General features: G+C 69.2%; 28 protein-coding genes and 1 rRNA gene. 21 read left to right on the top strand and 8 right to left on the bottom strand.

Translation table 11 applies throughout. From position 1 onward, the window contains the following. The first annotated feature begins 67 nt into the window (after positions 1 to 67). The 3 genes from H537_RS0104055 (at position 68) to H537_RS41080 (ending at position 2,492) form a co-directional block, all read left to right on the top strand. A complete protein-coding gene (locus tag H537_RS0104055; RefSeq protein WP_028996867.1) occupies positions 68 to 952 on the top strand; it encodes a branched-chain amino acid ABC transporter permease in 885 nt (294 codons plus the stop codon). Beyond that, on the top strand, positions 952 to 1,917 hold the full coding sequence (locus H537_RS0104050; protein ID WP_028996866.1) for a branched-chain amino acid ABC transporter permease: 966 nt from the start codon (positions 952 to 954) through the stop codon (positions 1,915 to 1,917). The genes H537_RS0104055 and H537_RS0104050 overlap by 1 nt, the downstream gene beginning before the upstream one ends. Before the next feature lie 170 nt (positions 1,918 to 2,087). Further along, positions 2,088 to 2,492 (top strand): hypothetical protein, encoded by a 405-nt coding sequence (locus H537_RS41080; RefSeq protein WP_156901379.1) that lies wholly within the window; start codon positions 2,088 to 2,090, stop codon positions 2,490 to 2,492. Positions 2,493 to 2,526: 34 nt separating this feature from the next. On the opposite strand, the gene ruvB is transcribed toward H537_RS41080, so the two are convergent. Further along, positions 2,527 to 3,585 carry a Holliday junction branch migration DNA helicase RuvB gene (ruvB, locus tag H537_RS0104035; protein ID WP_028996865.1) on the bottom strand — a complete coding sequence of 353 codons (1,059 nt, stop codon included), beginning with the start codon at positions 3,583 to 3,585 and terminating at the stop codon, positions 2,527 to 2,529. 98 nt (positions 3,586 to 3,683) lie between these two features. Between ruvB and H537_RS0104030 the strand changes: the two genes are divergently transcribed. Further along, on the top strand, positions 3,684 to 4,220 hold the full coding sequence (locus H537_RS0104030) for a YcnI family copper-binding membrane protein (RefSeq protein WP_064735909.1): 537 nt from the start codon (positions 3,684 to 3,686) through the stop codon (positions 4,218 to 4,220). Positions 4,221 to 4,234: 14 nt separating this feature from the next. Further along, positions 4,235 to 4,729, top strand: a complete 495-nt coding sequence (locus H537_RS0104025; protein ID WP_028996863.1) for a copper chaperone PCu(A)C — start codon at positions 4,235 to 4,237, stop codon at positions 4,727 to 4,729. 13 nt (positions 4,730 to 4,742) lie between these two features. On the opposite strand, the gene ruvA is transcribed toward H537_RS0104025, so the two are convergent. From ruvA to H537_RS0104010, 3 genes are all read right to left on the bottom strand, one after another. Beyond that, on the bottom strand, positions 4,743 to 5,315 hold the full coding sequence (ruvA, locus tag H537_RS0104020) for a Holliday junction branch migration protein RuvA (protein ID WP_028996862.1): 573 nt from the start codon (positions 5,313 to 5,315) through the stop codon (positions 4,743 to 4,745). Positions 5,316 to 5,397: 82 nt separating this feature from the next. Next, on the bottom strand, positions 5,398 to 6,051 hold the full coding sequence (locus tag H537_RS0104015; protein WP_028996861.1) for a response regulator: 654 nt from the start codon (positions 6,049 to 6,051) through the stop codon (positions 5,398 to 5,400). A 109-nt stretch (positions 6,052 to 6,160) separates the two neighbouring features. Next, positions 6,161 to 8,029 (bottom strand): sensor histidine kinase, encoded by a 1,869-nt coding sequence (locus tag H537_RS0104010; protein WP_028996860.1) that lies wholly within the window; start codon positions 8,027 to 8,029, stop codon positions 6,161 to 6,163. Between the two features lie 101 nt (positions 8,030 to 8,130). Between H537_RS0104010 and H537_RS0104005 the strand changes: the two genes are divergently transcribed. Together H537_RS0104005 and ybeY are read left to right on the top strand one after the other, a co-directional pair. Next, complete coding sequence (locus H537_RS0104005; RefSeq protein WP_028996859.1) at positions 8,131 to 9,102, top strand: PhoH family protein; 972 nt, start codon at positions 8,131 to 8,133, stop codon at positions 9,100 to 9,102. 1 nt (position 9,103) lies between these two features. Then, positions 9,104 to 9,559, top strand: coding sequence for an rRNA maturation RNase YbeY (gene ybeY, locus H537_RS0104000; RefSeq protein WP_028996858.1), 456 nt, complete (start codon positions 9,104 to 9,106; stop codon positions 9,557 to 9,559). A 21-nt stretch (positions 9,560 to 9,580) separates the two neighbouring features. Here ybeY and H537_RS0103995 read toward each other — a convergent pair whose 3' ends face one another. Then, positions 9,581 to 10,750, bottom strand: coding sequence for a magnesium transporter CorA family protein (locus tag H537_RS0103995; protein WP_028996857.1), 1,170 nt, complete (start codon positions 10,748 to 10,750; stop codon positions 9,581 to 9,583). Then, positions 10,751 to 11,755: a porphobilinogen synthase gene (gene hemB, locus H537_RS0103990; protein WP_028996856.1), complete on the bottom strand. Its 1,005-nt coding sequence runs from the start codon at positions 11,753 to 11,755 to the stop codon at positions 10,751 to 10,753. Positions 11,756 to 12,051: 296 nt separating this feature from the next. On the opposite strand from hemB, the gene H537_RS0103985 reads away from it, so the two are divergent. The 7 genes from H537_RS0103985 to H537_RS0103955 all read left to right on the top strand — a co-directional run bounded on the left by H537_RS0103985 (position 12,052) and on the right by H537_RS0103955 (position 17,343). After that, a complete protein-coding gene (locus tag H537_RS0103985) occupies positions 12,052 to 12,492 on the top strand; it encodes a CopD family protein (protein WP_028996855.1) in 441 nt (146 codons plus the stop codon). Between the two features lie 85 nt (positions 12,493 to 12,577). Continuing rightward, on the top strand, positions 12,578 to 13,696 hold the full coding sequence (locus H537_RS0103980) for a VanZ family protein (protein WP_028996854.1): 1,119 nt from the start codon (positions 12,578 to 12,580) through the stop codon (positions 13,694 to 13,696). A gap of 169 nt (positions 13,697 to 13,865) precedes the next feature. Then, entirely contained in the window at positions 13,866 to 14,192 is a 327-nt protein-coding gene (locus H537_RS0103975) for a (2Fe-2S) ferredoxin domain-containing protein (RefSeq protein ID WP_028996853.1), read from the top strand. Continuing rightward, positions 14,192 to 14,803, top strand: coding sequence for an alpha/beta hydrolase (locus H537_RS0103970; protein ID WP_028996852.1), 612 nt, complete (start codon positions 14,192 to 14,194; stop codon positions 14,801 to 14,803). The genes H537_RS0103975 and H537_RS0103970 overlap by 1 nt, the downstream gene beginning before the upstream one ends. A gap of 79 nt (positions 14,804 to 14,882) precedes the next feature. Next, positions 14,883 to 16,031, top strand: coding sequence for a D-alanyl-D-alanine carboxypeptidase family protein (locus H537_RS0103965; RefSeq protein ID WP_028996851.1), 1,149 nt, complete (start codon positions 14,883 to 14,885; stop codon positions 16,029 to 16,031). Positions 16,032 to 16,077: 46 nt separating this feature from the next. Beyond that, entirely contained in the window at positions 16,078 to 16,977 is a 900-nt protein-coding gene (locus tag H537_RS0103960; RefSeq protein ID WP_028996850.1) for a D-amino acid aminotransferase, read from the top strand. A gap of 87 nt (positions 16,978 to 17,064) precedes the next feature. Beyond that, positions 17,065 to 17,343, top strand: coding sequence for a DUF493 family protein (locus H537_RS0103955; protein WP_028996849.1), 279 nt, complete (start codon positions 17,065 to 17,067; stop codon positions 17,341 to 17,343). Here H537_RS0103955 and H537_RS41075 read toward each other — a convergent pair. Beyond that, positions 17,327 to 18,040 (bottom strand): tetratricopeptide repeat protein, encoded by a 714-nt coding sequence (locus tag H537_RS41075; protein WP_064735908.1) that lies wholly within the window; start codon positions 18,038 to 18,040, stop codon positions 17,327 to 17,329. The genes H537_RS0103955 and H537_RS41075 overlap by 17 nt on opposite strands. 153 nt (positions 18,041 to 18,193) lie before the next feature. Here H537_RS41075 and lipB point away from each other — a divergent pair, with 153 nt between their 5' ends. Next, positions 18,194 to 18,892 (top strand): lipoyl(octanoyl) transferase LipB, encoded by a 699-nt coding sequence (lipB, locus tag H537_RS0103945; RefSeq protein WP_051241777.1) that lies wholly within the window; start codon positions 18,194 to 18,196, stop codon positions 18,890 to 18,892. Continuing rightward, positions 18,889 to 19,899, top strand: a complete 1,011-nt coding sequence (lipA, locus tag H537_RS0103940; RefSeq protein ID WP_028996847.1) for a lipoyl synthase — start codon at positions 18,889 to 18,891, stop codon at positions 19,897 to 19,899. The genes lipB and lipA overlap by 4 nt, the downstream gene beginning before the upstream one ends. Before the next feature lie 88 nt (positions 19,900 to 19,987). Here the strand turns inward: lipA and H537_RS0103935 are convergent, their stop codons facing one another. Further along, a complete protein-coding gene (locus H537_RS0103935; RefSeq protein ID WP_211234961.1) occupies positions 19,988 to 20,494 on the bottom strand; it encodes a TlpA family protein disulfide reductase in 507 nt (168 codons plus the stop codon). A 158-nt stretch (positions 20,495 to 20,652) separates the two neighbouring features. Between H537_RS0103935 and H537_RS41070 the strand changes: the two genes are divergently transcribed. The 5 genes from H537_RS41070 to H537_RS0103910 all read left to right on the top strand — a co-directional run. Next, positions 20,653 to 21,174: a hypothetical protein gene (locus H537_RS41070; RefSeq protein WP_156901377.1), complete on the top strand. Its 522-nt coding sequence runs from the start codon at positions 20,653 to 20,655 to the stop codon at positions 21,172 to 21,174. A 40-nt stretch (positions 21,175 to 21,214) separates the two neighbouring features. Next, on the top strand, positions 21,215 to 21,616 hold the full coding sequence (locus tag H537_RS0103925) for a PTS sugar transporter subunit IIA (protein ID WP_028996845.1): 402 nt from the start codon (positions 21,215 to 21,217) through the stop codon (positions 21,614 to 21,616). A gap of 11 nt (positions 21,617 to 21,627) precedes the next feature. Next, positions 21,628 to 21,897, top strand: coding sequence for an HPr family phosphocarrier protein (locus H537_RS0103920; RefSeq protein WP_028996844.1), 270 nt, complete (start codon positions 21,628 to 21,630; stop codon positions 21,895 to 21,897). Positions 21,898 to 21,995: 98 nt separating this feature from the next. Continuing rightward, the gene (gene ptsP, locus H537_RS0103915; RefSeq protein WP_028996843.1) at positions 21,996 to 23,786 is read left to right on the top strand and encodes a phosphoenolpyruvate--protein phosphotransferase; all 1,791 of its coding nucleotides are present in this window, start codon (positions 21,996 to 21,998) and stop codon (positions 23,784 to 23,786) included. Positions 23,787 to 24,199: 413 nt separating this feature from the next. Continuing rightward, a 16S ribosomal RNA gene (locus tag H537_RS0103910) occupies positions 24,200 to 24,336 on the top strand; the annotation flags it as partial.

The raw sequence follows: 24,336 nt of genomic DNA, 5'->3' as shown, positions 1-24,336 counted from the left end.
CGCCCTGTCCGGGGCGAGGGCTGAGGACGGCGCGTCGCAACCGCATTCCGCACCGGGACTGGACCACGTGGACATCTTCGGCATACCGCACCAGGCCTTCCTGGGCCAGCTCATGCTGGGCCTGGTCAACGGCTCCTTCTACGCCATGCTCAGCCTCGGGCTGGCCGTGATCTTCGGCCTGCTGGGCATCGTGAACTTCGCGCACGGCGCGCTGTACATGATCGGCGCCTACGTGGCGTGGCTGGGGCTGGAGTACCTGGGCATCAACTACTGGGCCGCGCTGCTGCTGGCGCCGCTGGTGGTGGGCGCGCTGGGCGTGGTGATCGAGCGCACGCTGCTCAAGCAGCTCTACAAGCTCGATCCGCTCTACGGGCTGCTGCTGACCTTCGGGCTGGCACTCATTGCCGAAGGGGTGTTCCGCGAGCAGTTCGGTGTCTCGGGCCAGCAGTACCCGGTGCCAGAGCTGCTGCAGGGCGCCACCAACCTGGGCTTCATGGTGCTGCCCAACTACCGCGCCTGGGTCATCGGGGCCTCGCTGGTGGTGTGCCTGGGCACCTGGTTCCTGATCGAGAAGACGCCGCTCGGGGCGACGCTGCGCGCCGGCACCGAGAACCCGGCGCTGGTGCAGGCCTTCGGCATCAACGTGCCGGTGATGGTGATGCTCACCTACGCCGCCGGCGCCGGGCTGGCGGCTCTGGCGGGCGTGCTGGCCGCGCCGGTGATCCAGGTCACGCCGCTGATGGGCAGCAACCTCATCATCGTTGTGTTCGCGGTGGTGGTCATCGGTGGCATGGGCTCGATCCTGGGCTCGATCCTCACCGGGCTGATGCTGGGGCTGGTGGAAGGCCTGACCAAGGTCTTCTATCCCGAGGCGTCCAGCATCGTGGTGTTCGTGATCATGGCCATCGTGCTGGTGCTTCGGCCCGCCGGGCTGTTCGGCAAGGAGAAATGATGAGCACCACCTCTTCTGCTGTGACCCTGGAGCGGCGTTCGCGGCTGCTGTGGCTGGTCGTGCTGGCGGTGCTGGTGGCCGCGCCGTTCATCGGGCTGTACCCGGTGTTCATGATGAAGGCGCTGTGCTTCGCCATCTTCGCCTGCGCCTTCAACCTGCTGCTGGGCTTCACGGGACTGCTGTCCTTCGGGCACGCGGCCTTCATGGGCTCGGCCGCTTACGCCACGGGCTGGCTGGTGCGCAGCGCGGGCTGGTCGCCGGAGCTGGGCGTGGTGGCGGGCACCGTCATCGCGGCGCTCATCGGGCTGCTGGTCGGGCTCATCGCCATCCGGCGCCAGGGCATCTACTTCGCCATGATCACGCTGGCCATGGCGCAGATGGTGTACTTCGTGTGCCTGCAGGCGCCGTTCACCGGCGGCGAGGACGGGCTGCAGGGCGTGCCGCGCGGGCACCTGCTGGGCTTCATCCCGCTGGCCAACGACGTGGCGATGTACTTCGTGGTGCTGGCCGTCTTCGTGGCCGTGTACCTGGGCGTGATCCGCATCGTGCACTCGCCCTACGGGCAGGTGCTCAAGGCCATCCGGGAGAACGAGCCGCGCGCCGTCTCGCTGGGCTACGACGTGGACAAGTACAAGCTGCTGGCCTTCGTGCTCTCCACTGCCATCGCTGGCCTGGCCGGCGCGCTCAAGACGCTGGTGCTGGGCTTCGCCACCCTGTCGGACGTGCACTGGTCGCTCTCGGGCGAGGTGGTGCTGATGACGCTGCTGGGCGGCATGGGTACCTTTGCCGGTCCGGTGCTGGGCTCCTTCACCATCATCGGGCTGCAGAACTTCCTCGCCGACCGCGTGGGCTCGTGGGTGACGGTGATCATCGGCGCCATCTTCGTGGTGTGCGTGGTGGCCTTCCGCCGTGGCTTCGTGGGCGAACTGCTGGCCTGGCAGCAGCGTCGGCGCAAGGAAGCTTGAGAAGCCGCTCGTCCGGCCCTAAGCCTTGCGGCCAGCCTCCTGGGCCGCCACGATGCCCGCCACTTCGGCGGGCATTTGTTTTGCCCTAGTTCCTGGATGCGGCCGCGACGCTGCAGGCCACCGGCAGCGGCGGCTGCCCGCGGTCGCCTTCCACACAGCGGAGGTCGGCCATGACGGTGAAGCGGATGACCAAGACCCAGGTGCCCGTGTCCTTCGGTGCCTTCAAGCCCGTCGGACATGTGGTGATTGCCTTTCCCGACGACGCGGCGGCGCAGCAGGCCGCGCGCGATCTGCGCGACCTGGGCTTCGGGCCGGAGGACATCCTGTTCTACACCGGTGAGGAGGAGGGCCGCGAGATGCGCGAGCTCCTTGAAGGCGTCTCCGGCACGGCCGAGTTCGGCCACGAGATCGTGCTCATGCGCCGCTACTGCGAGCTGGCGCGCGAGGGCTGCGGCTGGCTGATCGTGTTCGCGCCCGAGGAGGAGCAGGCGCTGCGGGTGGGCGAGGTGGTGCAGCGCCACGGGGCGCGCCTGGCCGAGCGCTACCACCGCCTGGTGGTGGAGGACATGCTGTAGCCCGGCCGGGGCCTCGAGCTCAGGGCGCCGCGGCTCAGCTTTCGAACAGGTCTGCGGCGCCGGCCTTGGGCGCCACGCCCAGGTGCCGGTAGGCCGCCAGCGTGGCGATGCGCCCGCGCGGGGTGCGCTGCAGGTAGCCCTGCTGGATCAGGTAGGGCTCGATCACGTCCTCGATGGTGCCGGACTCCTCGCCGATGGCCGCGGCCACGTTGTCCAGGCCCACCGGGCCGCCGTCGAAGCGGTGCACCACCGCCTCCAGCAGCTTGCGGTCCATGAGGTCGAAGCCTTGCGGATCCACGTCGAGCATGGCCAGCGCGGCCGAGGCGATTGCCCCGCCGATGCTGCCGTCGCCCTTGACGTCGGCGTAGTCGCGCACGCGGCGCAGCAGCCGGTTGGCGATGCGCGGCGTGCCGCGCGAGCGCCGTGCGATCTCCATCGCCCCTTCAGTGTCGATGGGGGCCTCCAGCAGCCCGGCCGAGCGCGTGACGATGCGCGCCAGCTCCTGCGGCGTGTAGAACTCCAGCCGCGCCACGATGCCGAAGCGGTCGCGCAGCGGGTTGGTGAGCATGCCCGCGCGGGTGGTGGCGCCCACGAGCGTGAAGGGCTGCAGATCCAGCTTGATCGAGCGCGCCGCCGGGCCCTCGCCGATCATGATGTCGATCTGGTAGTCCTCCAGCGCCGGGTAGAGGATCTCCTCCACCACCGGCGAGAGGCGGTGGATCTCGTCGATGAACAGCACGTCGTGCCGTTCCAAGCTGGTAAGAATGGCCGCGAGGTCCTTGGGCTTTTCCAGCACCGGGCCCGAGGTCTGGCGCAGGTTGACGCCCAGCTCCGCGGCAATGATGTGCGACAGCGTGGTCTTGCCCAGTCCCGGCGGGCCGAACAGCAGCACGTGGTCCAGCGCCTCGCGCCGCTTGCGTGCCGCGCCGATGAAGATCTCCAGCTGCTCGCGCGCCTTGGCCTGGCCCACGTACTCGCGCAGCCCCTTGGGCCGCAGCGCCTTCTCGAAGGCTTCCTCGTTGGGCGAGCCCGGGGCTGCGCTGACGACGCGGCGCGAGGGGGCGCCCGCGAATTCGTCCGTCTGTATGCTCATACAGCCATTATCGGCCGCCCTCCGGGGCTGGCTAAGATGCCGCCGCTCAAGTCCCGCACCCCTGCCGGGGCGGCTGCTTCCCAGGCCCAGACCGTCCAATGACCTGTCTTTCCTCCCTGCTCGTCCTGGTGGCTGCGGCGCTGCTGGCCGCGGCGCCGGCATCGGCCCATGTCACCCTGGAGCCGCCCGCGGCTGCCGGCGGCGCGACGCTGAAGCTGACACTGCGCGTGAACCATGGCTGCGAAGGCAGCGCCACCACACGGCTGCGCGTGCGCCTGCCCGAGGCGCTGCATGGCGCGCGACCTCTGGTCAAGCCCGGCTGGAGCCTGACGGCGCCGCGCATGGCGCTGGCGCAGCCTTACCTGCGCCACGGCCGCCAGGTCACCGAGGAGGTGCGCGAGATCACCTGGGAAGGCGGCAGCGTGCCCGATGCCTTTGCCGACGAGTTCGCCTTTGTCGCGACGCTGCCCGAGCAGCCGCAACGCCTGGCGCTGCAGGTGGTGCAGGAGTGCGAGCGCGGCCGCATCGAGTGGTTCCAGGTGCCGTCCACGGACCCGGCCGCCGCGCGCCCTGACCATCCCGCCGTGATGCTGGAGGTGCTGCCTGCAGCGGCCGGCGGCCACGATCACCACTGAAGCGAGACCTCGCCATGAAGCTCCCGACCCTGCGCCAAGGCCTGCTGGCTGCCGCGCTGCTGCTGAATTCCGCCGCCTGGGCCCAATCGGGCACCGTCCAGGCCCGTGACGCCTGGGCTCGGCCCACCGTGGCCGGCCAGCCCGTGGGCGGGGCCTATATCCGCTTGCAGAACACGGGCGGTGCGGCCGACCGGCTGCTGGGCGCCAGCACCGCCGCGGCCGAGCGGGTGGAGCTGCACAGCATGCAGATGTCCGGCGACGTGATGCGCATGCGCCAGGTGGACGCCATCGATCTGCCCGCGGGCGCCACGGTGGATCTGGCGCCCGGCGGCCTGCACCTCATGCTCATGGGCCTGAAGGCGCCGCTGCGCGCGGGCGAGCGGCTGCCGCTGGTGCTGCGCTTCGAGAAATCCGGCGAGGTGAAGACCGAGCTGGTGGTGGGCAACCGCAGCACGGGTGCCGCGGCGTCAATGCCCGAGCACACGCACGGGCACGATCACAAGCATTGAATCCCGCCGCGCTTCAGCGCGACAGCGCCCGCAGCGCGAGCTTGATGCCCTCGCTCACGCCGACGTCGGCCGGCAGGGCCTTGAGCGCGGCGCTGGCGTCGCGCTCGGCGTAGCCCAGCGCGATGAGCGCCTGCACGATGTCGGCTTGCGCGTCGTTGGCCACCGTGACCGGCTGGCCCAGATCGGGGCCGAGCTTGCCCTTGAGCTCCAGCAGCAGCCGCTCCGCGGTCTTCTTGCCGATGCCCGGCACCTTCACCAGCCGCCCGCTTTGCTGCTGACTCACCGCCTGGGCCAGTTCGGCCACGCTCAGGCCCGAGAGCAACGACAGCGCCATGCGCGGGCCGACGCCGCTGATGCGGATGAGCTGGCGGAAGGTCGCGCGCTCCTCCAGCGTGAGAAAGCCGAAGAGCTGATGCGCGTCCTCGCGCACCACCAAGTGCGTCAACAGCGTGACGCGCTCGCCCAGCGCGGGCAGTTGGTAGAACGTGCTCATCGGCACGTCCACCTCGTAGCCCACGCCGCTGACGTCGAGCATCACCAGGGGCGGCGACTTCTCGACGAGCTGTCCCTGCAGGCGGCCGATCATGGGCGGCCTCCGAGCGGGTGGCGGACATGAAAAAGCGGCGCTGGTGCGCCGCTTGCGTGGAAGGCGGGAAAGGTTCTTTGGGTCATCGGCTCCGGCCGAACAGTCCCAGCCGCTGTGCCTCCAGCGCAGCCTCGGCCCGGGAACTGACGTTCAGCTTCCTGTAGATCTGTTTCACGTAGTCCGCGATAGTGTGCCGCGACAAATTGAGCTGCACGCCGATCTCGGGCAGCGTGAAGCCCTTGGCCACGCGCAGCAGCACTTCGCTTTCGCGTTCGGTGAGCTGCACATGCGGCATCAGCGGCGCCTGCGGCTTGGCCTGCGCGGCAAAGTAGGCAATGACGCGCCGTGCGATGGAGGGCGACAGCGGCGGCTCGCCCTGGCTGATGCGCTGCAGCTGCTCGGTGATGAGCTCGCGCGGCTGTTCCTTGAGGATGTACCCGTAGGCGCCGGCCTGCAGCGCGGGGAAGAGGTGCTCGTCGTCGTCGTGGATCGTCACCACCACCGACTGCGCCTCGGGTTGCTGTTCGCGCAGCGCCGTCACGACGTCCACGCCGGAGCCGTCGGGCAGCCCCAGATCGACCAGCGCGAGGTCGAAGCGTAGCGCTGAGACCAACCCCAGTGCATCGTGCACGCGTGCACTTTCGGAGATCTCTGCATTGGGGAACACCTCCATCACGAGACTCTTGAGCCAGGTGCGGATCTGCGGCAGGTCTTCGAGGAGCAGGATGTTCTTCACAGGGCCTCCACTGAAGTCACGGGTTGTGTGTAGTTCATGGTAACAGCGGGCCTGTTTGGGCCCACTCGCCCAGGGGCCCGCGTCTGGAGGGATGACGCGCGCTTGTTTTTTAAGCCGCCACGGCGTGGCGCTCCAGCGGCAGCGTGAGGCGGATGACGGTGCCGTAGCCGGGGCCGGATTCCACCAGGCACTGGCCCTGCAGCTGCTTGGCGCGGTGCTTCATGCTGGACATGCCGTGGCCGCGGTCGAGCCGGCCGTCAAGCTCCATCGGGATGCCGCGCCCGTTGTCCTGGATGGCGAGCTGGAAGTCGCCTCCTTCGATCTGGCAGGTCACGGTGCAGTGCGTGGCGCCGCTGTGCTTGATGATGTTGTTGACCGCCTCGCGCAGGATGCGCGTGGTCTGCACGTAGGCGCGTGCCGACAGCGTCTGCGGCAGGTCGTCGGTGGGTGCCACCCAGCGCGCCTCGATCCCGGTCTGCGCCAGGCGGCTCATGGCCTCGGCGCGCCAGTCGCCCAGCGCGTCGATGAGCCGCACGGGCCGGCCGGTGAGGCCGCGCACCGACAGGCGCATTTCCTCCAGCGCTTCGCGCGCCAGCGTGGAGATGCGCTCGTTGTCGCTGGTGTGCACGATGGTCAGCAGCTTGGCGCCCAGGTCGTCGTGCAGGTCGGCGGCAATGCGCTTGCGCTCGCGCTCCGTGACCTGCTCGATGCGCAGCTCGGTGAGCTGCGCGAAATTGCGCTCGATCTCCTCGGTGGCCTCGCGGATGCGTGCCTCCAGCACGCGGCGGTCGGCCTCGGCGTCCTGTAGCGCGCGCCCGTGCAGCTGCACCAGGCGCAGGCCCATGCCGATGAAGGTCAGCGGCAGCGACAGGTGCACCAGCGCCAGCACGGTCGAGCCCGGCGGCTCCCGCAGTGCCAGCAGCTGCACCAGCACCAGCGCGGCGGTGCCCGCGATCAGCATGCCCGCCACCCAGCCGTGCGGCCCGCGCCGGCGCCAGGCCCGGCGCAGGAAGCGCGCCAGCGCCACGAGCACCTCCAGCGCCAGCAGCGTCGCCCAGGCGTTGGCCAGCAGGTGCACGCGCGCCGGACCGCCCAGCAGCAGGCTCGCGGGCACCAGCACGCACTGCAGCAGCAGCACCAGCCCCGCACCCGGCACCCGGTGGCCGGCGCGGCGCAGCAGGAACTGCACCGCCGCCAGCGTCACCACGGGCATCAGCGAGGCCAGCACCACCTCGGTCTCGAAGCCGGTGAAGGGCAGGTCGCGCCAGCCCAGCCGCGCCGTCAGCAGCGCCGAGCCCACCGCCAGCACGCCGAAATAGGCCAGGTGGCTGTGGCGCCGGTTGAGCCAGCCCAGCACGCACATGAAGCCGCCCAGCAGCAGCAGGCTGCCGCTGAGCACCAGCGGCAGCGTGACGTTGAGCGCGAGATGGCGCTCGTGCAGCGGCGCCAGCATCGCGTGCGGGCCGATCTGCAGCGCCGACAGCCCGCCCGCGCGCAGCCGCGAGCCCACGCGCTCCAGCGGCTCGCCCGCCACCTTGATGTCAAGCAGGTTGCCTCCGGGGCGCAGCAGCGCCGCCGGCAGCGTCACGAGTTGGGCGTGGTGGCAGTTGCGCGACACGGGCTCGCGCATGCGCCCGGCCGCGTGCAGGCGCTGGCCGTTGATCTGCACTTCCAGGTTGCTGCAGGCGCGCTCGACGTACAGCGCCAGCACCTCGCCGCTGTCCTGCGCGATGGGGGCGTCGAAGCGCACCCGGTACCACACCGGTCCCGCATGGCCCGGGCGCGAGGCGTTCCAGTCGTCGGGCAAGGCCACCGTGCGCTGCGGCGCGTCGTCCGGGAAGCGGGCGCTGTCGCCTTCGGCGCTGAGCGCCTGCTCGATGCGCAAGACGTCCGCCGCAGCCGCGGTGGCCAGCATCAGCGTCAGGACCAGCAGTGCCAGAAGGCGCCGCCACGGTGCGCCGGAGTGCAGTAGGAGCATGGAAAGATTGTGCAGGAGCCACCCGCCAAAACCGCCCGGCCCGCGCGGCTCGATGCTGCGGCGACAATGCCGGCCCCGTTTCCCAGATCCGAGGCTGCCCTTTGATACTGCGCCACGCCTTCATTCCGCTCGACAACGAACGCCTGTCGCACCTGTGCGGCGCCACCGACGAGCACTTGCGCGTGATCGAGGACGCACTGGGCGTCAAGCTCTCACGGCGCAACGAGTCCTTCCGCATCGAGGGCACCAAGCGCGAGGCCGAGCGCGCCGCCGCGCTGCTGCAGCGCCTGTACGACCGCGCCAATAAGCCCATCCCGGCCGAGGCGCTGCAGCTGGCGCTGGCCGAAGCCACCAGCGACAACGCGCCCGCCGGCGGTGACGGCGCGGCCGGCAGCCCGGGCGACGAGGTGGTGCTGCACACCCGTCGCGCCGACCTGCAGGGCCGCACGCCCAACCAGGTGCAGTACCTCAAGAACATCCTGGCGCACGACATCACCTTCGGCCTGGGCCCGGCGGGTACCGGCAAGACCTTCCTGGCCGTGGCCTGCGCGGTGGACGCGCTGGAGCGCAGCCAGGTGCAGCGCATCATCCTCACCCGCCCGGCGGTGGAGGCCGGCGAGCGGCTGGGCTTCCTGCCTGGCGACCTGACGCAGAAGGTCGATCCCTACCTGCGCCCTCTCTACGACGCGCTCTACGACCTCATGGGCTTCGACCGCGTCACCAAGGCCTTCGAGCGCGCGACGCTGGAGATCGCGCCGCTGGCCTTCATGCGCGGGCGCACCCTGAACCACGCCTTCGTCATCCTGGACGAGGCGCAGAACACCACGCCCGAGCAGATGAAGATGTTCCTCACCCGCATCGGCTTCGGCAGCAAGTGCGTGGTCACGGGCGACACCAGCCAGATCGACCTGCCCAAGGGCACGACCAGTGGCCTGGTGGACGCGGAGCGCGTGCTGCAGCGTGTGCGCGGCATCGCCATGACGCGCTTCACCGCTGCCGACGTGGTGCGCCACCCGCTGGTGGCGCGCATCGTGCAGGCCTATGAGGCTGCCGATGCCCGGGGAGGGCGCTGAGATGGCCGCCGCCCGTCCCGAGCTGAGCCTGTCGCTGCAATTTGCCGACCCCGCGCACCGCGCCGAGCTGCCGCGCCACAAGGTGCGGCGCTGGATCCGCGCCGCGCTGGAGGAACTGCCGGCCGAGATCACGGTGCGCATCGTCGGTGAGGAGGAGGGCCGCTCGCTCAACCGCGAGTTCCGCGGCAAGGACTACGCCACCAACGTGCTGACCTTCGACTACGCGCACGAGCCGGTGGTGGCGGCCGACTTGGTGCTGTGCGCGCCCGTGGTGGCGCGCGAGGCGGCGGAGATGAAGCTGCCCCTGGCCGACCACTACGCGCACCTGCTGGTGCACGGCACGCTGCACGCGCAGGGCTTCGACCACGAGCAGGACGACGAAGCCGAGGTCATGGAGGCGCGCGAGACCGAGATCCTGCTCGGCCTGGGGTTGCACGACCCCTACGCCAAGGACTGAGCCGCGGCGCGTGCGGCGCTTTCAGCGCCGCGTGGTGCCCAGGTAGCGCTTGCGCCAGAAGAACCAGCCCAGGCCCACGCCCAGCGCCACCATCAGCGCGATGGCGATCCACACGCCGGTGCCGGAGTGGATCAGCGGCAGGGCGTCGAAGTTCATGCCGAAGAAGCCTGTGATCAGGTTCAGCGGAAGGAAGATGGCGGTGAGCACGGTGAGCGTGCGCATGATGTCGTTGGTGCGGTGGCTGATGGCGGAGAAGTGCATCTGCACCGCCGTCTCGGCCGACTGCTCCAGGCGCCGCACGTGCGAGAGCACGCGCTCGATGTGCTCCTGCACGTCGCGCGAGCGCACCTTCAGCAGCTCAAGCTCGCGCGCCGGGGGCGCTTGGTGTGGCAGGGGCAGCTCTTCCAGGCCGTCGATCCATTCCTGGATGGCCGCGCGCTGGTCCTCGCAGGTGTCCTCCAGCAGGTGCAGCGCGTTGCGCGCGTCCAGCAGCACTTGCCAGTCGTGGAAACGGCTGCGCGGATGCAGCAGCGCCTGCTGCAGCGCGCTGAGCTGGCGCGTGAGCAGGCGGCGCAGGTCGAGGTAGCTGTCCACCATGTGGTTGACCATGCGCAGCATCAGGTCCGCCGGGCTGGCCGGCATGCGCGAGCCGCCGCGCTCGCGCGTGCCGCCGGCCGCGGACAGGCGCTTCTCGAAATAGGTCCGCACCGGGCACTTGGGCGGATGCACGGTGACCAGGACCCGGTCGTAGATGGCAAAGCCCACCGGGCTGGTGTCCACCAGGGCCGGCGCGGGCTGCGGGGCGATGGCCGTGCCCGGTGCGGCCGTGGCCGCCGGGACGCCGCTGCCAGCACCGCTGCTCCCGCCGTGCGGCCCATGGACGCCGCTGGACCCGCTGGACGACGGGCCCGCCGCTTCGGGCGCGCAGGCCGTGAGGCGGCGGAACACCAGCAGGTCGTACCAGGAGGTGTAGTCGAAGTGGCTGGGCAGCTGCGCGTTGAGCAGGTCGGAGACGTGAAGGTCCACCAGCGCGCCGCAGTCCCAGCGCTGCAGCGCGTGCTGCAGCGCGGGCACCGCAGCCTCGAAGGCCGGGCGCTCGCAGCCCACCCAGAGAAAGCCCTCCAGCGGCAGCGCCGTGGGCAGCGCGTCCAGCGCCACCGCACCGTCGGCGCCGATGTAGAGCACACGCATTCAGCGTCCGCGCAGCAGCCGCGCGGCGTCCAGCGCGAAGTAGGTGAGCACGCCATCGGCGCCGGCGCGGCGGAAGGCCAGCAGCGACTCCATCATCACCGCGTCGTGGTCGAGCCAGCCGTTGGCCGCGGCGGCCTTGAGCATGGCGTACTCGCCGCTGACCTGGTAGGCGAAGGTGGGCACGCGGAACTCGTCCTTGACGCGGCGCACGATGTCCAGGTACGGCATGCCGGGCTTGACCATGACCATGTCCGCGCCCTCGGCGATGTCCAACGCCACTTCGCGCAGCGCCTCGTCGCTGTTGCCCGGGTCCATCTGGTAGACCTTCTTGTCGGCCTTGCCCAGGTTGGCGGCGCTGCCCACGGCGTCACGGAAGGGGCCGTAGAAGGCGCTGGCGTACTTGGCGCTGTAGGCCATGATGCGGGTGTGCACGAGCTTGGCCTCTTCCAGCGCGGTGCGGATGGCGCCGATGCGCCCGTCCATCATGTCGCTGGGCGCAACGATGTCCACGCCGGCCTGCGCCTGCGCCAAGGCCTGCGCCTTGAGCATGGCCACGGTGGCATCGTTGAGGATGTAGCCAGTTTCGTCGAGCAGCCCGTCCTGGCCGTGGCTGGTGTAGGGGTCCAGCGCCACGTCGGTGAGCAGGCCCAGCTGCGGGAAGCGGCTCTTGAGCTCCCGCACCGCGCGCGGCACCAGGCCTTCGGGGTTGGCGGCTTCGCGGCCGTCGAGCGTCTTGAGCGAGGCGTCGATGACGGGGAACAGCGCCATCACCGGCACGCCCAGGCTGACGCACTGCTCGGCCACGCTGAAGAGCCGATCCAGGCTCATGCGCTGCACGCCGGGCATGCTGGCCACGTCCTCGACGCGGTTGCTGCCTTCGAGCAGGAACACCGGCAGGATCAGGTCCTGCGGCGCCAGGCGGTGTTCGCGCACCAGCGCGCGGGTGAACTCGTCGCGGCGCAGACGGCGCGGCCGGCTGGCAGGGAAGGGAGGCAGGATGTGCACGGCAAGGCGTCCTTGGATAAGGCGCGGAAACCGGTGCAGCCGCGTGGCGAATGAAAGGCCCGTAAGCCCTCGTGACCGGCCCGCATTGGGCAGGCAAGCGCCTGCTAGACTGGAACTCGAATGATAGCCGCGAGGCTTCATTCCCTGCTTTTCCTCCCTGAGCAGGTGCCTTGACGTCATGACAGCGCAAGGCTTGCGGCCCCGGGCGATGCCCGGGGCTTTCTTTTTGCTCGCGTCTGTTTGGCTGCCTTGCCGCGGCGCAGTGGGGCACGGCGGGTGCTGCCGATAATGGCCGCATGAGTTCCGCCTACCTATGGGTCAAGGCCCTGCACATCGTCTTCGTGGCCAGCTGGTTTGCCGGCCTGTTCTATCTGCCCCGGCTGTTCGTGAACCTGGCCATGGTGCCGGCGGATTCGCATGCCGAGCGCGAGCGGCTGCTGCTGATGGCGCGCAAGCTCTACCGCTTCAGCAGCATGCTGATGGTGCCGGCCGTGGGGCTGGGCCTGTGGCTGTGGCTGGGCATTGGCGTGGGCAAGGGGCCGGGCAATGGTTGGTTGCACGCGAAACTTCTGCTGGTGGCTGGCGTGATCGGCTACCACCATGTCTGCCGCACGCTGCTGCGCCGCTTCGAGCAGTCGGGCAACCAGCGCAGCCACCGCTGGTTTCGCGTGTTCAACGAGGTCTCGGTGCTGCTGTTCACGGCCATCGTGATCCTGGTGGTGGTCAAGCCTTTCTGAGCGCTGCCGTGTCGGTGGTGAAAGTGCTCGAAGTCCGCGGCACGCACCCAGTGCCGTGCCGGCGCCGCGCGGAGCCACGGCGTTGATGGTGCGGCGGCGCAGCTCGGCCACCGTGCCGCTGTCGGCGGCCTTCGCGCTGCTGATCGTCTACGCGAGCCTGTACCCCTTCAGCGGCTGGCGCTGGCCGCCGGGGCAGTCGCTGCAGTCGCTGCTGACGCTGCCCTTGGCGCAGTACCACATCGCCTTCGACATCTGGGCGAATTTCATCGGCTACATGCCGCTGGGCGCGCTGCTCTACGGTGCCGGCGTGCGTCGGGGCTGGCGCTGGGGCTGGGCCCTGTTGCTGGCGGTGCTGGCGCCGACGCTGCTGTCGTATGCGCTGGAGCTGACCCAGAACTTCCTGCCCGAGCGCGTGCCCAGCCGCGAGGACTGGCTGCTCAACAGCGGTGGCGGCGTGACGGGCGCGCTCGTGGCCGCGGCGCTGGCGGCCCTGGGAGCGCTGCGGGTGTGGCAGTCGCTGCGCGACCGCTGGTTCATCCCCGCCAGCGCCGGGGCGTTGACGCTGTTGCTGCTGTGGCCCATGGCGCTGCTGTTCCCTACACCGGTGCCGCTGGGGCTGGGCCAGTGCTGGGACGAGGTGCGGGAGCTGGCACAGCTGGCGCTGGAGGACACGCCCTGGGCGCCGGCAGCCGAGTCGTGGCTGCTCCCGTCGTCGCCGTTGCTGACCCCGCTGTCGCCGGCCGCTGAGATGCTGTGCATCGCGTTGGGCCTGCTGGCGCCGTGCTTGGTGGCCTTTGCCGCGATGCGCTCGCGCGCGCGCCGCGCCGTGCTGACACTGGGCGCGCTGGTGCTGGCCCTGGCGGTGAGCACGCTGTCCACGGCGCTGAACTTCGGTCCCGAGCACGCGCTGGCCTGGCTCACGCCGACGGCGGTGCCAGGACTGATGCTGGGCCTGCTGGCCGCGCTGGCGTGCTGTGTGCTGCCATTGCGTCTGGCGGCGGCGGTGGGGCTGATGGTGCTGACGGCGCAGGTGGTGGTGGTGGCGCAGGCGCCGGAAAACGCCTACTACGCGCAGAGCCTGCAGGCTTGGTCGCAAGGACGCTTCATCCGGTTCCACGGGCTGTCGCGCTGGCTCGGCTGGCTGTGGCCCTATGCCGCTGCCGCTTGGCTGCTGGTGCGCGTGGGCGCGCGCGACGAGGGCTGAGCCGCTGGCAGCCCGGGCCGCCGGCAGGACCCGAACGGGCTTGGACGTCGCGGTGCAGAGGCCACGTCCAAACCGCTGGCGGCGTGGCGGGTGACGGGTATCACGGCCCGCCGTGCGGCAACTGCCGGTGACCGCCTGTAAGCAAAACCCCGTCCCTACAATCCCGGGGATGAGCTACTACAAGCACCACATCTTCTTCTGCCTGAATGCGCGGGAGAACGGGGAGGCGTCCTGTGCGCAGCACGACGCGCAGGGGGCTTTTGACCACTGCAAGGCGCGCGTCAAGGCTGCCGGGCTGGCGGGCCCGGGCGGGGTGCGCGTGAACAAGGCCGGCTGCCTGGACCGCTGCGCCGGCGGCCCGGTGGCGGTGGTCTATCCCGAGGCCACCTGGTACACCTTCGTGGACAAGGAAGACATCGACGAGATCGTCGAGTCCCATCTCAAGGAAGGCCGCGTGGTGGAGCGCCTGCTGCTGCCGCCGGACGTGGGCCGCTGATGAACGCCCACACCCAACGCTTGCGCGTGCCGGGCCCGGCCGGCGAGATCGAGTGCGCCCTGGACGTGCCGGCCGAAGGCACGCCCCGCGGCCTGGCCGTGCTGTGTCATCCGCACCCCCAGCATGGCGGCACCATGGACAACAAGGTGGTGCAGACCCTGGCGCGTGCCTGCGTGCAGATGGGCTGGCGCAGCGTGCGCTTCAACTTCCGCGGCGTTGGGGCTTCCGCCGGCACGTGGGACGAGGGGCGCGGCGAGATCGAGGATGCGCTGGCCGTGGTCGCCGCGATGCGCCAGGGCGACGAGCCGCTGCTGCTGGGCGGTTTCTCCTTCGGCGGCTTCGTGGCCTCGCACGTCGCGCAGCGCGTGCAGCCCGCGCCGCAGCGCCTGGTGCTGGTCGGCCCGGCCACCAGCCGCTTCGACGTCGCCGCGGTGCCGGCGGACACGCTGGTGGTGCACGGCGAGCAGGACGAGGTGGTGCCGCTGTCGGCCACCCTGGACTGGGCGCGCCCGCAGTCCCTGCCGGTGGTGGTCGTGCCCGGAGGCGGCCATTTCTTCCACGGCCAGCTGCCGCTGCTCAAGTCGATCGTGCTGCGCCACCTCGCGCCCTGATCTTTTTCCTCTTCCCGCGCCCGGCCCGTCGTCGCACGGGCCAGGCGTCGCGTTGACGTTTCCCACCCTAGATTTGCCCATGAAACGCCTGATCGCCTTCCTGCTGGCCCTGCCGCTGGCACTTCCGAGTTTTGCCCAGGCACCGCAGCCGCCCGAGATCGCGGCCCGCGAGTACATCCTGCTCGACGTCTCCAGCGGCCAGACCCTGGCCGAGCGCGAGGCCGATGCGCCGGCCGACCCGGCCTCGCTGACCAAGCTCATGACCGCCTACGTGGTCTTCAATGCGCTGCGCGACAAGAAGCTCACGCTGGAGCAGACGCTGCCCGTGAGCCAGCGCGCCTGGAACGAGCGCAAGGGCGGTGCCTCGGTGATGTTCATCGACACCACCATGAGCCCCAAGGTGGACGAGCTGCTGCGCGGGATGATCGTGCAGTCGGGCAACGACGCCGCGGTGGCGCTGGCCGAAGGCGTGGCGGGCTCCGTGGACGGCTTCGTGGCCATGATGAACCGCCAGGCACAGGCCTGGGGCCTCAAGAACACGGCCTTCAAGAACGTCACCGGCATCACCGAGCCGGGGCACCGCAGCACGGCACGCGACATGGCCGTGATCGCCGCGCGCATCATCCGCGACTTCCCCGAGTACTACCCGTACTACGCGCTCAAGGACTACACGTACAACAAGATCCGCCAGGACAACCGCAACCTGCTGCTGCGCCGCGACCCGACGGTGGACGGCATGAAGACCGGCTACACCGACGCCGCGGGCTACTGCCTGGTGGCCAGCGCCAGCCGCGACTTCCCCAACGGCAAGCGCCGGCTGCTGACGGTAGTGCTGGGCACGGCCTCGCGCGAGGCGCGCGCCAGCGAGAGCCAGAAGCTGCTGAACTGGGGCTACGGCGCCTTCGACAACGTGCGCCTGTTCGAGCCGGGCAAGGCCATCGTCACGCCCGAGGTGTGGAAGGGCGTGGCCGCGCAGGCCAAGCTCGGCGCCTCCACCGGCGTGGTGGTGACGGTGCCCAAGGGCGAGGGCCAGCAACTGCAGACCAAGGTCGAGCGCAGCGATCCGCTGGTGGCGCCGCTGGCGCAGGGCCAGCGCGTGGGCACCGTCAAGGTCAGCACCCGCGCGGGCACGCCGGTGACGGAGGTGCCGCTGGTGGTGCTGGAACCCGTGGAGCAGGCTGGCTTTGTGGGCCGCACCTGGGATGCGCTGCGGCTGTGGATCAAGTAACCTGACCTGCTTGCCGCCCTGATCCCCAGAGCAAGGAGAAGCCGCGATGCATCCTGCGCCGATCCAGCCCGAGAGCCTGTGCTTTCTTAACGGGGAGTTCCTGCCGCTGGGCCAGGCCCGGGTACCGGTGCTGGACCGCGGCTTCCTCTTCGGCGACGGGGTTTACGAGCTGCTGCCGGTGTACGGGCGGCGCCTCTTCCGCTTCGACGACCACATGGCGCGGCTGGAGCGCAACCTGGGCCGGCTGCGCATTCCCAATCCGTTCGGCCGCGAGCAGTGGCTGGCGCATGCGCGGCGGCTGATCGCGGCGCAGGACGGCGAGGACCAGTCGCTGTACCTGCAGGTCACGCGCGGCGTGGCGCCGCGCGACCACGCCATGCCCGAAGGGCTTGAGCCGACGGTGTTCATGATGAGCAGCGCCACGCGCGCGCCCACGCCGGAGCAGCGCCACCAGGGCGTGGCCTGCATCACGGCGCGCGACTTCCGCTGGGAGCGCTGCGACCTCAAGACCACCTCGCTGCTGGGCAACGTGCTGGCGCGCCAGATCTCGGCCGACCATGGCGCCAGCGAGACCATCCTGCTGCGCGAGGCCGCCAGCGGCATCAGCTACCTCACCGAGGGCTCGGCCAGCAACGTCTGGATCGTGCACGAGGGCGCGCTGCTGGGCCCGCCCAGGAGCGAGCACGTGCTCGAAGGCATCCGCTACGAGCTGCTGCGCGAGCTGTGCGAGGAAGTGGGCATCGCCTACAACCTGCGCCCCATTCCCGAGGCGGACCTGCGCGCGGCCGACGAGATCCTGCTGAGTTCCGCGGCGCGCGAGGTGCTGCCGGTGACGCGTCTGGACGGCGAACTCGTGGGCCATGGCGCGCTGCGCGGCAAGCCCGGCCCGGTGTACGGCCGGCTGTACGAGGCCTACCAGCGCGCCAAGGCCTTGCAATCGATCTGAGCCGCCCCACCTTTCCTGACGGGCGCGGTGCTTGCCGCGCCCGTTTTTCATTGTGCGGCCCTGGAGCCGCTAACCCGTAGTCAGGCCATGAACACTGCCGCCACGCCCCGCGATTCGCTCATCGAGTACCCGAGCCCGTTCCCGATCAAGGTGATGGGCGCGCACGTGGAGGGCTTCGAGGAAGCCGTGGTGGAGGTCGTTCTGCAGTTCGATCCCGGCTTCGACGTCGCGACCGTGGAGCGTCGCCCCAGCAGCAGCGGCAACTACCTGGGCCTGACCGTCACCGTCACGGCCACCAGCCGCGAGCAGCTCGACGATCTCTACCGCAGCCTGACCTCGCACCCGATGGTCAAGGTGGTGTTGTGACGCCGGAGGGCGCGGGCGCGTCGCCGGCTTCCATCTGCTGCGACAGCGCGCGTGCCTTGAGCGCCGCGGCCGGATCGCCCCCGGCCGCCGCCGCGGCGTACCAGTAGCGCGCCAGGCGCAGATCCTGCGGCAGGCCGTCGCCGCTCTCGTACATCGAGGCCAGCAGGTACTGCGCGCCGTTGTCGCCGGCCAGCGCGGCCGCGCGGAACCAGTGCGCGGCCTGCGCCGCGTCGCGCGCGGTGCCGCGCCCCAGATAGAAGGCGGTGCCCGCTTCCACCTGCCCCGCAGTGCTGCCGGCTTCGGCCGCCTGCGCGTACCAGCGGTACGCTGCGGGCAGGTCGATGCGGCCGAGCTGCCCGCTCTCGTGCAGCCGCCCCAGATCGAACATCGCCGTGACGAAGCCGTGCTGCGCCGCGCGCGTCATCAGCCGCAGCGCCTCCTGCGTGCTGGCGTGCGGCAGCTCGCCGCGCAGGTGCATCACCGCGAGGTTGTGGTCCGCCGCGGGCACGCCGGCGCGCGACAGCCGCTCGAAGGCGGCCTGCGCCTGCGCCAAGCGCCCGGCGTCGTAGTCCCGCACCGCCGCTTCCAGGGCGGCCTGGTGCTGTGCCGAGGGGGCGGCGGCTGCCGTGGAAAGCGCCAGCGCGGCCAGCAGGGCTGCGAGAGAACGCAATAGGGACGGTGCGGGGCGGTGCTTCATGGCGGCTCGGCGGCGGTGCGGCAGGCGTTCACGATACGGCGGTGCCGGCCTGCCGCGACACCCAGGCGGATCATCCGTGCCCCGGACAGGGCCGAAGCGCGCGCGTTGGAAGGCGCCGTGGGGACGCCAATGTGTACGGAGGACAATCCGCCCATGACTGCTGCCGTGACGACTTCCGAAGCCCCGCTGGTGCGATGGCTGGGCCGTGCCGACTACGCCGACACCGAGGCCGCCATGCGCGCCTTCACCGAAGCGCGCACGGACCAGACGCCTGACGAGATCTGGATCTGCGAGCACCCGGGCGTGTTCACGCAGGGCGTGGCCGGGCGCGCCGAGCATGTGCTGGCCGCCGGCGACATCCCGGTGGTGCAGACCAACCGCGGGGGGCAGGTGACCTACCACGGGCTAGGACAGGTGGTGGCCTACCCGCTGATCGACCTGCAGCGGCTGGGCATCTTCGTGCGCGAGTACGTGTTCCGGCTGGAGTCGGCCGTGCTGCGCGTGCTGCAGGACTATGGCGTCACGGGACACCGCGTCGGCGGCGCGCCGGGGATCTACGTGAAGCTGGACGATCCTTTTGGCCATGCGGCGCTGACCGGGCCGGCCGATCCGGCGGACCCGTTCCGCGGCCTGGGCAAGATCGCGGCGCTGGGCATCAAGGTCAGCCGCCATTGCAGCTACCACGGCCTGGCCTTCAACGTGGCCATGGACCTGGAGCCCTTCCACCGCATCAACCCATGCGGCTATGCCGGGTTGCAAACCATCGACCTCGCTAAAATCGGTGTTTTCACCACATGGGATGACGCGGCCGCGCGACTGGCGCAGCGCCTGCAGTCGCAACTGAGCCGATGAGCACCGATCTCCCCAGCGCTCCCGCCACGCCCGCTCCCTCGGGCGCTGCTCCCGCTCCCTACGACCCCACCGCCAAGCAGAAGGCGCAAGCCAAGACGGCGCGCATTCCGATCAAGGTGGTACCGGCGGAGGTGCTCAAGAAGCCGGAGTGGATCCGCGTCAAGGCGGGCTCGCCCACCACCCGCTTCTACGAGATCAAGCAGACGCTGCGCGAGCACAAGCTGCATACCGTGTGCGAGGAAGCCTCCTGCCCGAACATCGGCGAGTGCTTCGGCAAGGGCACGGCGACGTTCATGATCATGGGCGACAAGTGCACGCGGCGCTGTCCCTTCTGCGACGTGGGCCACGGCCGTCCCGACCCGCTGGACGTCAACGAGCCGGAGAACCTGGCCAAGACCATCGCGGCGCTCAAGCTCAAGTACGTGGTGATCACCAGCGTGGACCGCGACGACCTGCGCGACGGCGGCGCGGCGCATTTCGTGGAGTGCATCCGCCGCACGCGCGAGCTGTCGCCGGGGACGCAGATCGAAGTCCTCACGCCCGACTTCCGCGGCCGCCTGGACAAGGCGCTGGACATCCTCAAGGCGGCGCCGCCGGACGTGATGAACCACAACCTGGAAACGGTGCCGCGCCTGTACAAGGAAGCGCGTCCGGGCGCGGACTACCAGTTCAGCCTCACGCTGCTGCAGCGCTTCAAGGAAAGCGTGCCCGGCGTGCCGACCAAGAGCGGCCTCATGGTGGGCCTGGGCGAGACGGACGAGGAGATCCTGCAGGTCATGCGCGACATGCGCGCGCACGGCATCGACATGCTGACCCTCGGCCAGTACCTCGCGCCCAGCGGCCACCATCTGCCGGTGCGCCGCTACGTGCACCCGGACACCTTCAAGATGTTCGAGGACGAGGCCTACAAGATGGGCTTCACGCATGCCGCGGTGGGTGCGATGGTGCGCTCCAGCTACCACGCCGATCAGCAGGCGCATGCGGCCGGCCTGGCGCCGACGGCCTGAAGCGAAGGGTGTGCAGCACGCCGCACGTCGGCGTGTTCCCATGAAAAAAGCCGGGTCGCGTACCCGGCTTTTTGCTGTCTGGGCGGGCTCAGCCCTTCTTGAGCAGGTCCTCCACCAGCGCGTGCAGCGCGGCGAAGTCGGGCTCTCCCACATAGCGCTTGACGATGCGGCCTTGCTGGTCGAGCAGGAAGGTGGTGGGGGTGAGCTTGACGTCGCCGAAGCGCTCGGCGATCTGGCCCGTGTTGTCGATGGCCACGCCGAAGGGCAGCTGGCGCGTCTGGGCGAACTTGGAGACGTAGGCCGGCGGGTCGTAGCTCATGGCCACCGCGATCGTCTCGAAGTTGCGGTCCTTGAACTTGTTGTGGGTGGCGACGATCTGCGGCATTTCCTTGACGCAGGTAACGCAGCTGGTGGCCCAGAAGTTCACCAGCACCACCTTGCCCTTGAGTGCCGCAGTGCTGCCGGTGCTGCCGTCGAGCAGCGTGTAGCTCACTTCCGGTGCGGGCTCCAGGGTTGCCATGCTTTGCCAGGCCAGCACGCCCGCGGCCAGTGCGAGGGCGGCTGCCACACCGACGATAGGACGACGCAGATTCATGGAAAGCTCTCGCTGGAAGCAGGAAACAAGTCAGTTTATGCCAGGCCCCCAGGGGCTGGCTTGACATCGGTCATTTCCGTGCCGGCGTGTCTGCAGGGCGATGCGCGGCAGGGATGTGCAACCCGGACGGGCATGAAGCGGTGCCGATAATGGCTGGCATGAGCAGCGGTGCGAGAAGGTGGCTGGCCGGTCTGGCGCTGTGCGCGGGGGCCTGTACGCCGGCATTGAACTGGCGCGAGGTGCGGCTGGACGGCGGTGCGCTGGCGCTGTTTCCCTGCAAGCCCGAGCACCAGACCCGCACGCTCACGCTGGTCGGGCAGCCGGTGGCCCTGACGCTGCATGCCTGCGAGGCCACGGGGCTGCGTTTTGCCGTTGCGCAGGCCGATGTGCAGGACCCGGCCCGCGTGGAAGCGGTGCTGGCTGCCCTGGCCGCGGCGCAGGCGCGCAACCTGCAAGCCCCGCTGCCGCCGGGCGACGCGGCGCAGGTGCCGGGCATGACACCCAATCCGCAGGCGCGCCGCTACGCGCTCAGCGGGCGCCGTCCCGATGGCGCGGCCGTTCAGGCGCAGTTGCTGTTGTTCGCGCGTGGCACGCAGGTGCTGCAGGCCACCGTGCTGGAGGGGGCGCCGGACACACCGGCCGTGCACACCTTCATGGATGCGCTGCGCGTGCCGGGCTGACGGCGCGGCGGCCCTGGATGGGCTGCGCATAATGCCGGCCATGGCTGGATTGCTTCTTATCGCCCATGCGCCCTTGGCTTCCGCACTGAAGGCGGTCGCCCAGCATGCCTTTGCGGACTGCGGCGTGCCCTTGCAGGCGCTGGACGTCGAGCCGGACACAAGTCCCGAGGACATCGAGGCACAGGCCCGTGCGCTGCTGCAGCGCCTGGGGGTCGAGGAAGCGCTGGTCCTCACCGATGTGTTCGGCGCCACGCCTTGCAATGTGGCGCAACGCTTGGGCGATGCGCAGCGCGTGCGTGTGATTGCCGGCGTCAATGTGCCGATGCTGTGGCGTGCGCTGTGCTATGCGGCCGAGCCGCTGGAAGCGCTGGCCGCGCGGGCCGTGGCTGGCGCCAGCCAGGGCGTGTTGCAACTGCCCATGCCGCACAACTCCGTCTCCTGAGCCGCTTTCCCATGATTCAGACCACGCTGACCATCAGCAACAAGTTGGGCTTGCACGCCCGCGCCTCGGCCAAGCTCACCAAGCTGGCGGCCAGCTTCAAGTCAGAGATTTTCCTCAGCCGCAACGGGCGCCGCGTCAATGCCAAGAGCATCATGGGCGTCATGATGCTGGCGGCGGGATTGGGCGCGGAGATCGAGTTGGAGGTTGAAGGCCCCGACGAGCAAGCTGCCGCCGAGGCGCTGAGGGCGCTGGTGGACGACAAGTTCGGCGAAGGCCAGTAAGTTCCCCCAACATCCGGCCTTGACGCACGGCAGGGCAATGCTGTGCTTCGGGCCAATACGAAGGCTTGAGCCGGATTTGCACTGCTAAAGTGCCCCGGATGAGCATTCAGGTATTCGGGCTGCCCGTTTCGCGGGGTGTGGCCATCGGTCGGGCAGTGCTGGTGGCTTCCAGCCGCGTGGATGTGGCGCACTACTTCGTGCCAGCGTCCCAAACGCGCCGCGAGATCGAGCGTCTGCGTCGGGCGCGCGATGCCGTGGCGGCCGAGCTCAGTACGCTGCAGCGCGACTTGCCGCCCGAAGCGCCGAGTGAGCTGTCTGCCCTGCTCGACGTACATCTGATGCTGCTGCATGACGAGGCACTGGCCGAAGCCATCATGCATTGGATCTTGGAGCGCCACTACAACGCCGAATGGGCGCTGTCGGCTCAGCTGGAAGTGGTGGCGCGCCAGTTCGACGAAATGGAAGACGAGTACCTGCGAGGCCGCAAGGCCGACATGGAGCAGGTCACGGAGCGGCTGTTGCGTGCCTTGGCGCGCGACGGCACGGTTTCGGTTTCCATGGTGGCGGCGCCAGCACAGGATGTCGCCGGAGAGGATCCGCTGGTGCTGGTGGCCAACGACATTGCGCCGGCGGACATGCTGCAGTTCAAGCGCAGCGTTTTCACGGGCTTCATTACTGACGTCGGCGGCAAGACCTCGCATACCGCCATCGTCGCGCGCAGCATGGACATCCCGGCGGTGGTGGGTGCGCGCGAGGCCAGCCGGCTCATTCGCCAGGACGATTGGGTGGTGATCGACGGTGACACGGGAGTGGTCATCGTCAATCCGTCGCCGATCGTGCTGGAGGAATACCGGTTCCGTCAGCGCCAGAGCGAGTTGGAGCGTGCCCGATTGAATCGTTTGCGTCATACGCCGGCGCTGACCTTGGACGGCGAGAACGTGGAGCTGCTGGCCAACATCGAGCTGCCCAGCGACGCGCAGGCCGCAGTGGACGCTGGTGCCGTGGGCGTCGGGCTGTTCCGTACCGAGTTCCTGTTCATGAATCGGGGCGGCGTGCTGCCCAGCGAGGAGGAGCAGTTCGAAGCGTACCGGTCGGTGGTGCAGACGATGGCGGGTCTACCGGTGACGATCCGTACCGTGGACATTGGCGCGGACAAGCCGCTGGAGCGCATGTCGCTGCAGGAGCTGCGCCATGAGCATTCGTTGAATCCGGCGCTGGGACTGCGGGCGATCCGTTGGAGCTTGGCCGAGCCGGCCATGTTCCGGCAGCAGATTCGGGCCATCCTGCGTGCCAGCGCCTACGGCAAGATCAAGCTGCTGTTGCCGATGGTGGTGCACCTGCGCGAGATCCGCCAGACCATGGAGCTCATCACGCGGTCTCGACAGCAATTGCTGGACAGCGGGCATCCGATCGGCGAGGTGCAGGTGGGTGCCATGATCGAAGTGCCGGCGGCCGTGATGATGTTGCCGGCCTTTTTCCGCCACTTTGATTTCGTCTCGATTGGCACCAACGACCTGATCCAGTACACGCTGGCCATTGACCGTGCTGACGAGCAGGTGGCGCATCTCTACGATCCCTGGCATCCGGCCGTGCTGAAGCTGATTGCCGACACCATTGCCTGCGCGCAGCGTCATGGCAAGGGTGTCAGCGTCTGCGGCGAGATGGCAGGTGATCCCGTTTTCACGGAACTGTTGCTCGGGATGGGGCTGCGCAGCTTTTCCATGCATCCGGCGCAGATCGCCGGCATCAAGCAGCGAGTGTTGCGTGCTGACAGCCGAAAGCTCCAGGGCGCCATTGAGCGCACCTTGCAATCCGAAGATCCTCAGGCCGCTTGGAACTCCGTCAGCTTGCGCGGCGAGGAGGCTTCTGAAACGGTCTTGCAGCACTGAGCGTGCGCCTTGGGTGCCGTCAGTGATGCCATAGGTCGCGCCAACCGAAACATTGCTGCACATGTTGACGGCTTGCAAAAAGCTGTGCCATAATCTGCGGCTTCGCTGATCACAGCGTGGGTTTGTGAGGCGTAAGCAGCGCAAGCCTTCCGGGTAAGCGACAGGCAGTAAAAACCAAGTGTTTGACAAGGTTTTTGAAGCGTGTCAGAATCTCGGTCTTCGCTGATTAACGCAGCGACTGATTGCGAAAGCAGTCAAGCTCTTTAAAAACATACAGCCGATAAGCGTGGGCGTTCGGAGTGGTGACTGAGGTGTCTCAGGGTCGCAAGACCTGAGGTTCTTCGGAGCCTCGAACGCTCGATGCAGAAGTTGAAGTTTTCTTCAATTTCCTTTGAGCAGTAATATTCAAGATCGAACTGAAGAGTTTGATCCTGGCTCAGATTGAACGCTGGCGGCATGCCTTACACATGCAAGTCGAACGGCAGCACGGGAGCAATCCTGGTGGCGAGTGGCGAACGGGTGAGTAACGCATCGGAACGTGCCCAGTCGT

The sequence above is a fragment of the Azohydromonas australica DSM 1124 genome, from assembly GCF_000430725.1.
Taxonomy (GTDB): domain Bacteria; phylum Pseudomonadota; class Gammaproteobacteria; order Burkholderiales; family Burkholderiaceae_C; genus Azohydromonas; species Azohydromonas australica.
Note: the sequence above shows the minus strand (reverse complement) of the source record. Positions and strands in the feature narration are given on the sequence as shown.

Bases quoted from the DNA above. Each gene is read 5' to 3' on its own strand.
- H537_RS0103975 (WP_028996853.1), top strand. From the start codon at position 13,866: ATGAGCTACTACAAGCACCACATCTTCTTCTGCCTGAATGCGCGGGAG.
- H537_RS0103955 (WP_028996849.1), top strand. From the start codon at position 17,065: ATGAACACTGCCGCCACGCCCCGCGATTCGCTCATCGAGTACCCGAGC.
- H537_RS0103995 (WP_028996857.1), bottom strand. From the start codon at position 10,750: ATGCGTGTGCTCTACATCGGCGCCGACGGTGCGGTGGCGCTGGACGCG.
- ruvB (WP_028996865.1), bottom strand. From the start codon at position 3,585: ATGAGCATACAGACGGACGAATTCGCGGGCGCCCCCTCGCGCCGCGTC.
- H537_RS0103960 (WP_028996850.1), top strand. From the start codon at position 16,078: ATGCATCCTGCGCCGATCCAGCCCGAGAGCCTGTGCTTTCTTAACGGG.
- ybeY (WP_028996858.1), top strand. From the start codon at position 9,104: ATGGCCGCCGCCCGTCCCGAGCTGAGCCTGTCGCTGCAATTTGCCGAC.
- H537_RS0104010 (WP_028996860.1), bottom strand. From the start codon at position 8,029: ATGCTCCTACTGCACTCCGGCGCACCGTGGCGGCGCCTTCTGGCACTG.
- H537_RS41075 (WP_064735908.1), bottom strand. From the start codon at position 18,040: ATGAAGCACCGCCCCGCACCGTCCCTATTGCGTTCTCTCGCAGCCCTG.
- H537_RS41070 (WP_156901377.1), top strand. From the start codon at position 20,653: ATGAGCAGCGGTGCGAGAAGGTGGCTGGCCGGTCTGGCGCTGTGCGCG.
- H537_RS0103965 (WP_028996851.1), top strand. From the start codon at position 14,883: ATGAAACGCCTGATCGCCTTCCTGCTGGCCCTGCCGCTGGCACTTCCG.
- H537_RS0103935 (WP_211234961.1), bottom strand. From the start codon at position 20,494: ATGAATCTGCGTCGTCCTATCGTCGGTGTGGCAGCCGCCCTCGCACTG.
- ptsP (WP_028996843.1), top strand. From the start codon at position 21,996: ATGAGCATTCAGGTATTCGGGCTGCCCGTTTCGCGGGGTGTGGCCATC.
- H537_RS0103920 (WP_028996844.1), top strand. From the start codon at position 21,628: ATGATTCAGACCACGCTGACCATCAGCAACAAGTTGGGCTTGCACGCC.
- H537_RS0103980 (WP_028996854.1), top strand. From the start codon at position 12,578: ATGGTGCGGCGGCGCAGCTCGGCCACCGTGCCGCTGTCGGCGGCCTTC.
- H537_RS0104030 (WP_064735909.1), top strand. From the start codon at position 3,684: ATGACCTGTCTTTCCTCCCTGCTCGTCCTGGTGGCTGCGGCGCTGCTG.
- lipA (WP_028996847.1), top strand. From the start codon at position 18,889: ATGAGCACCGATCTCCCCAGCGCTCCCGCCACGCCCGCTCCCTCGGGC.
- H537_RS0103925 (WP_028996845.1), top strand. From the start codon at position 21,215: ATGGCTGGATTGCTTCTTATCGCCCATGCGCCCTTGGCTTCCGCACTG.
- ruvA (WP_028996862.1), bottom strand. From the start codon at position 5,315: ATGATCGGCCGCCTGCAGGGACAGCTCGTCGAGAAGTCGCCGCCCCTG.
- H537_RS0104025 (WP_028996863.1), top strand. From the start codon at position 4,235: ATGAAGCTCCCGACCCTGCGCCAAGGCCTGCTGGCTGCCGCGCTGCTG.
- H537_RS0104050 (WP_028996866.1), top strand. From the start codon at position 952: ATGAGCACCACCTCTTCTGCTGTGACCCTGGAGCGGCGTTCGCGGCTG.
- H537_RS0103985 (WP_028996855.1), top strand. From the start codon at position 12,052: ATGAGTTCCGCCTACCTATGGGTCAAGGCCCTGCACATCGTCTTCGTG.
- H537_RS0103970 (WP_028996852.1), top strand. From the start codon at position 14,192: ATGAACGCCCACACCCAACGCTTGCGCGTGCCGGGCCCGGCCGGCGAG.
- lipB (WP_051241777.1), top strand. From the start codon at position 18,194: ATGACTGCTGCCGTGACGACTTCCGAAGCCCCGCTGGTGCGATGGCTG.
- H537_RS41080 (WP_156901379.1), top strand. From the start codon at position 2,088: ATGACGGTGAAGCGGATGACCAAGACCCAGGTGCCCGTGTCCTTCGGT.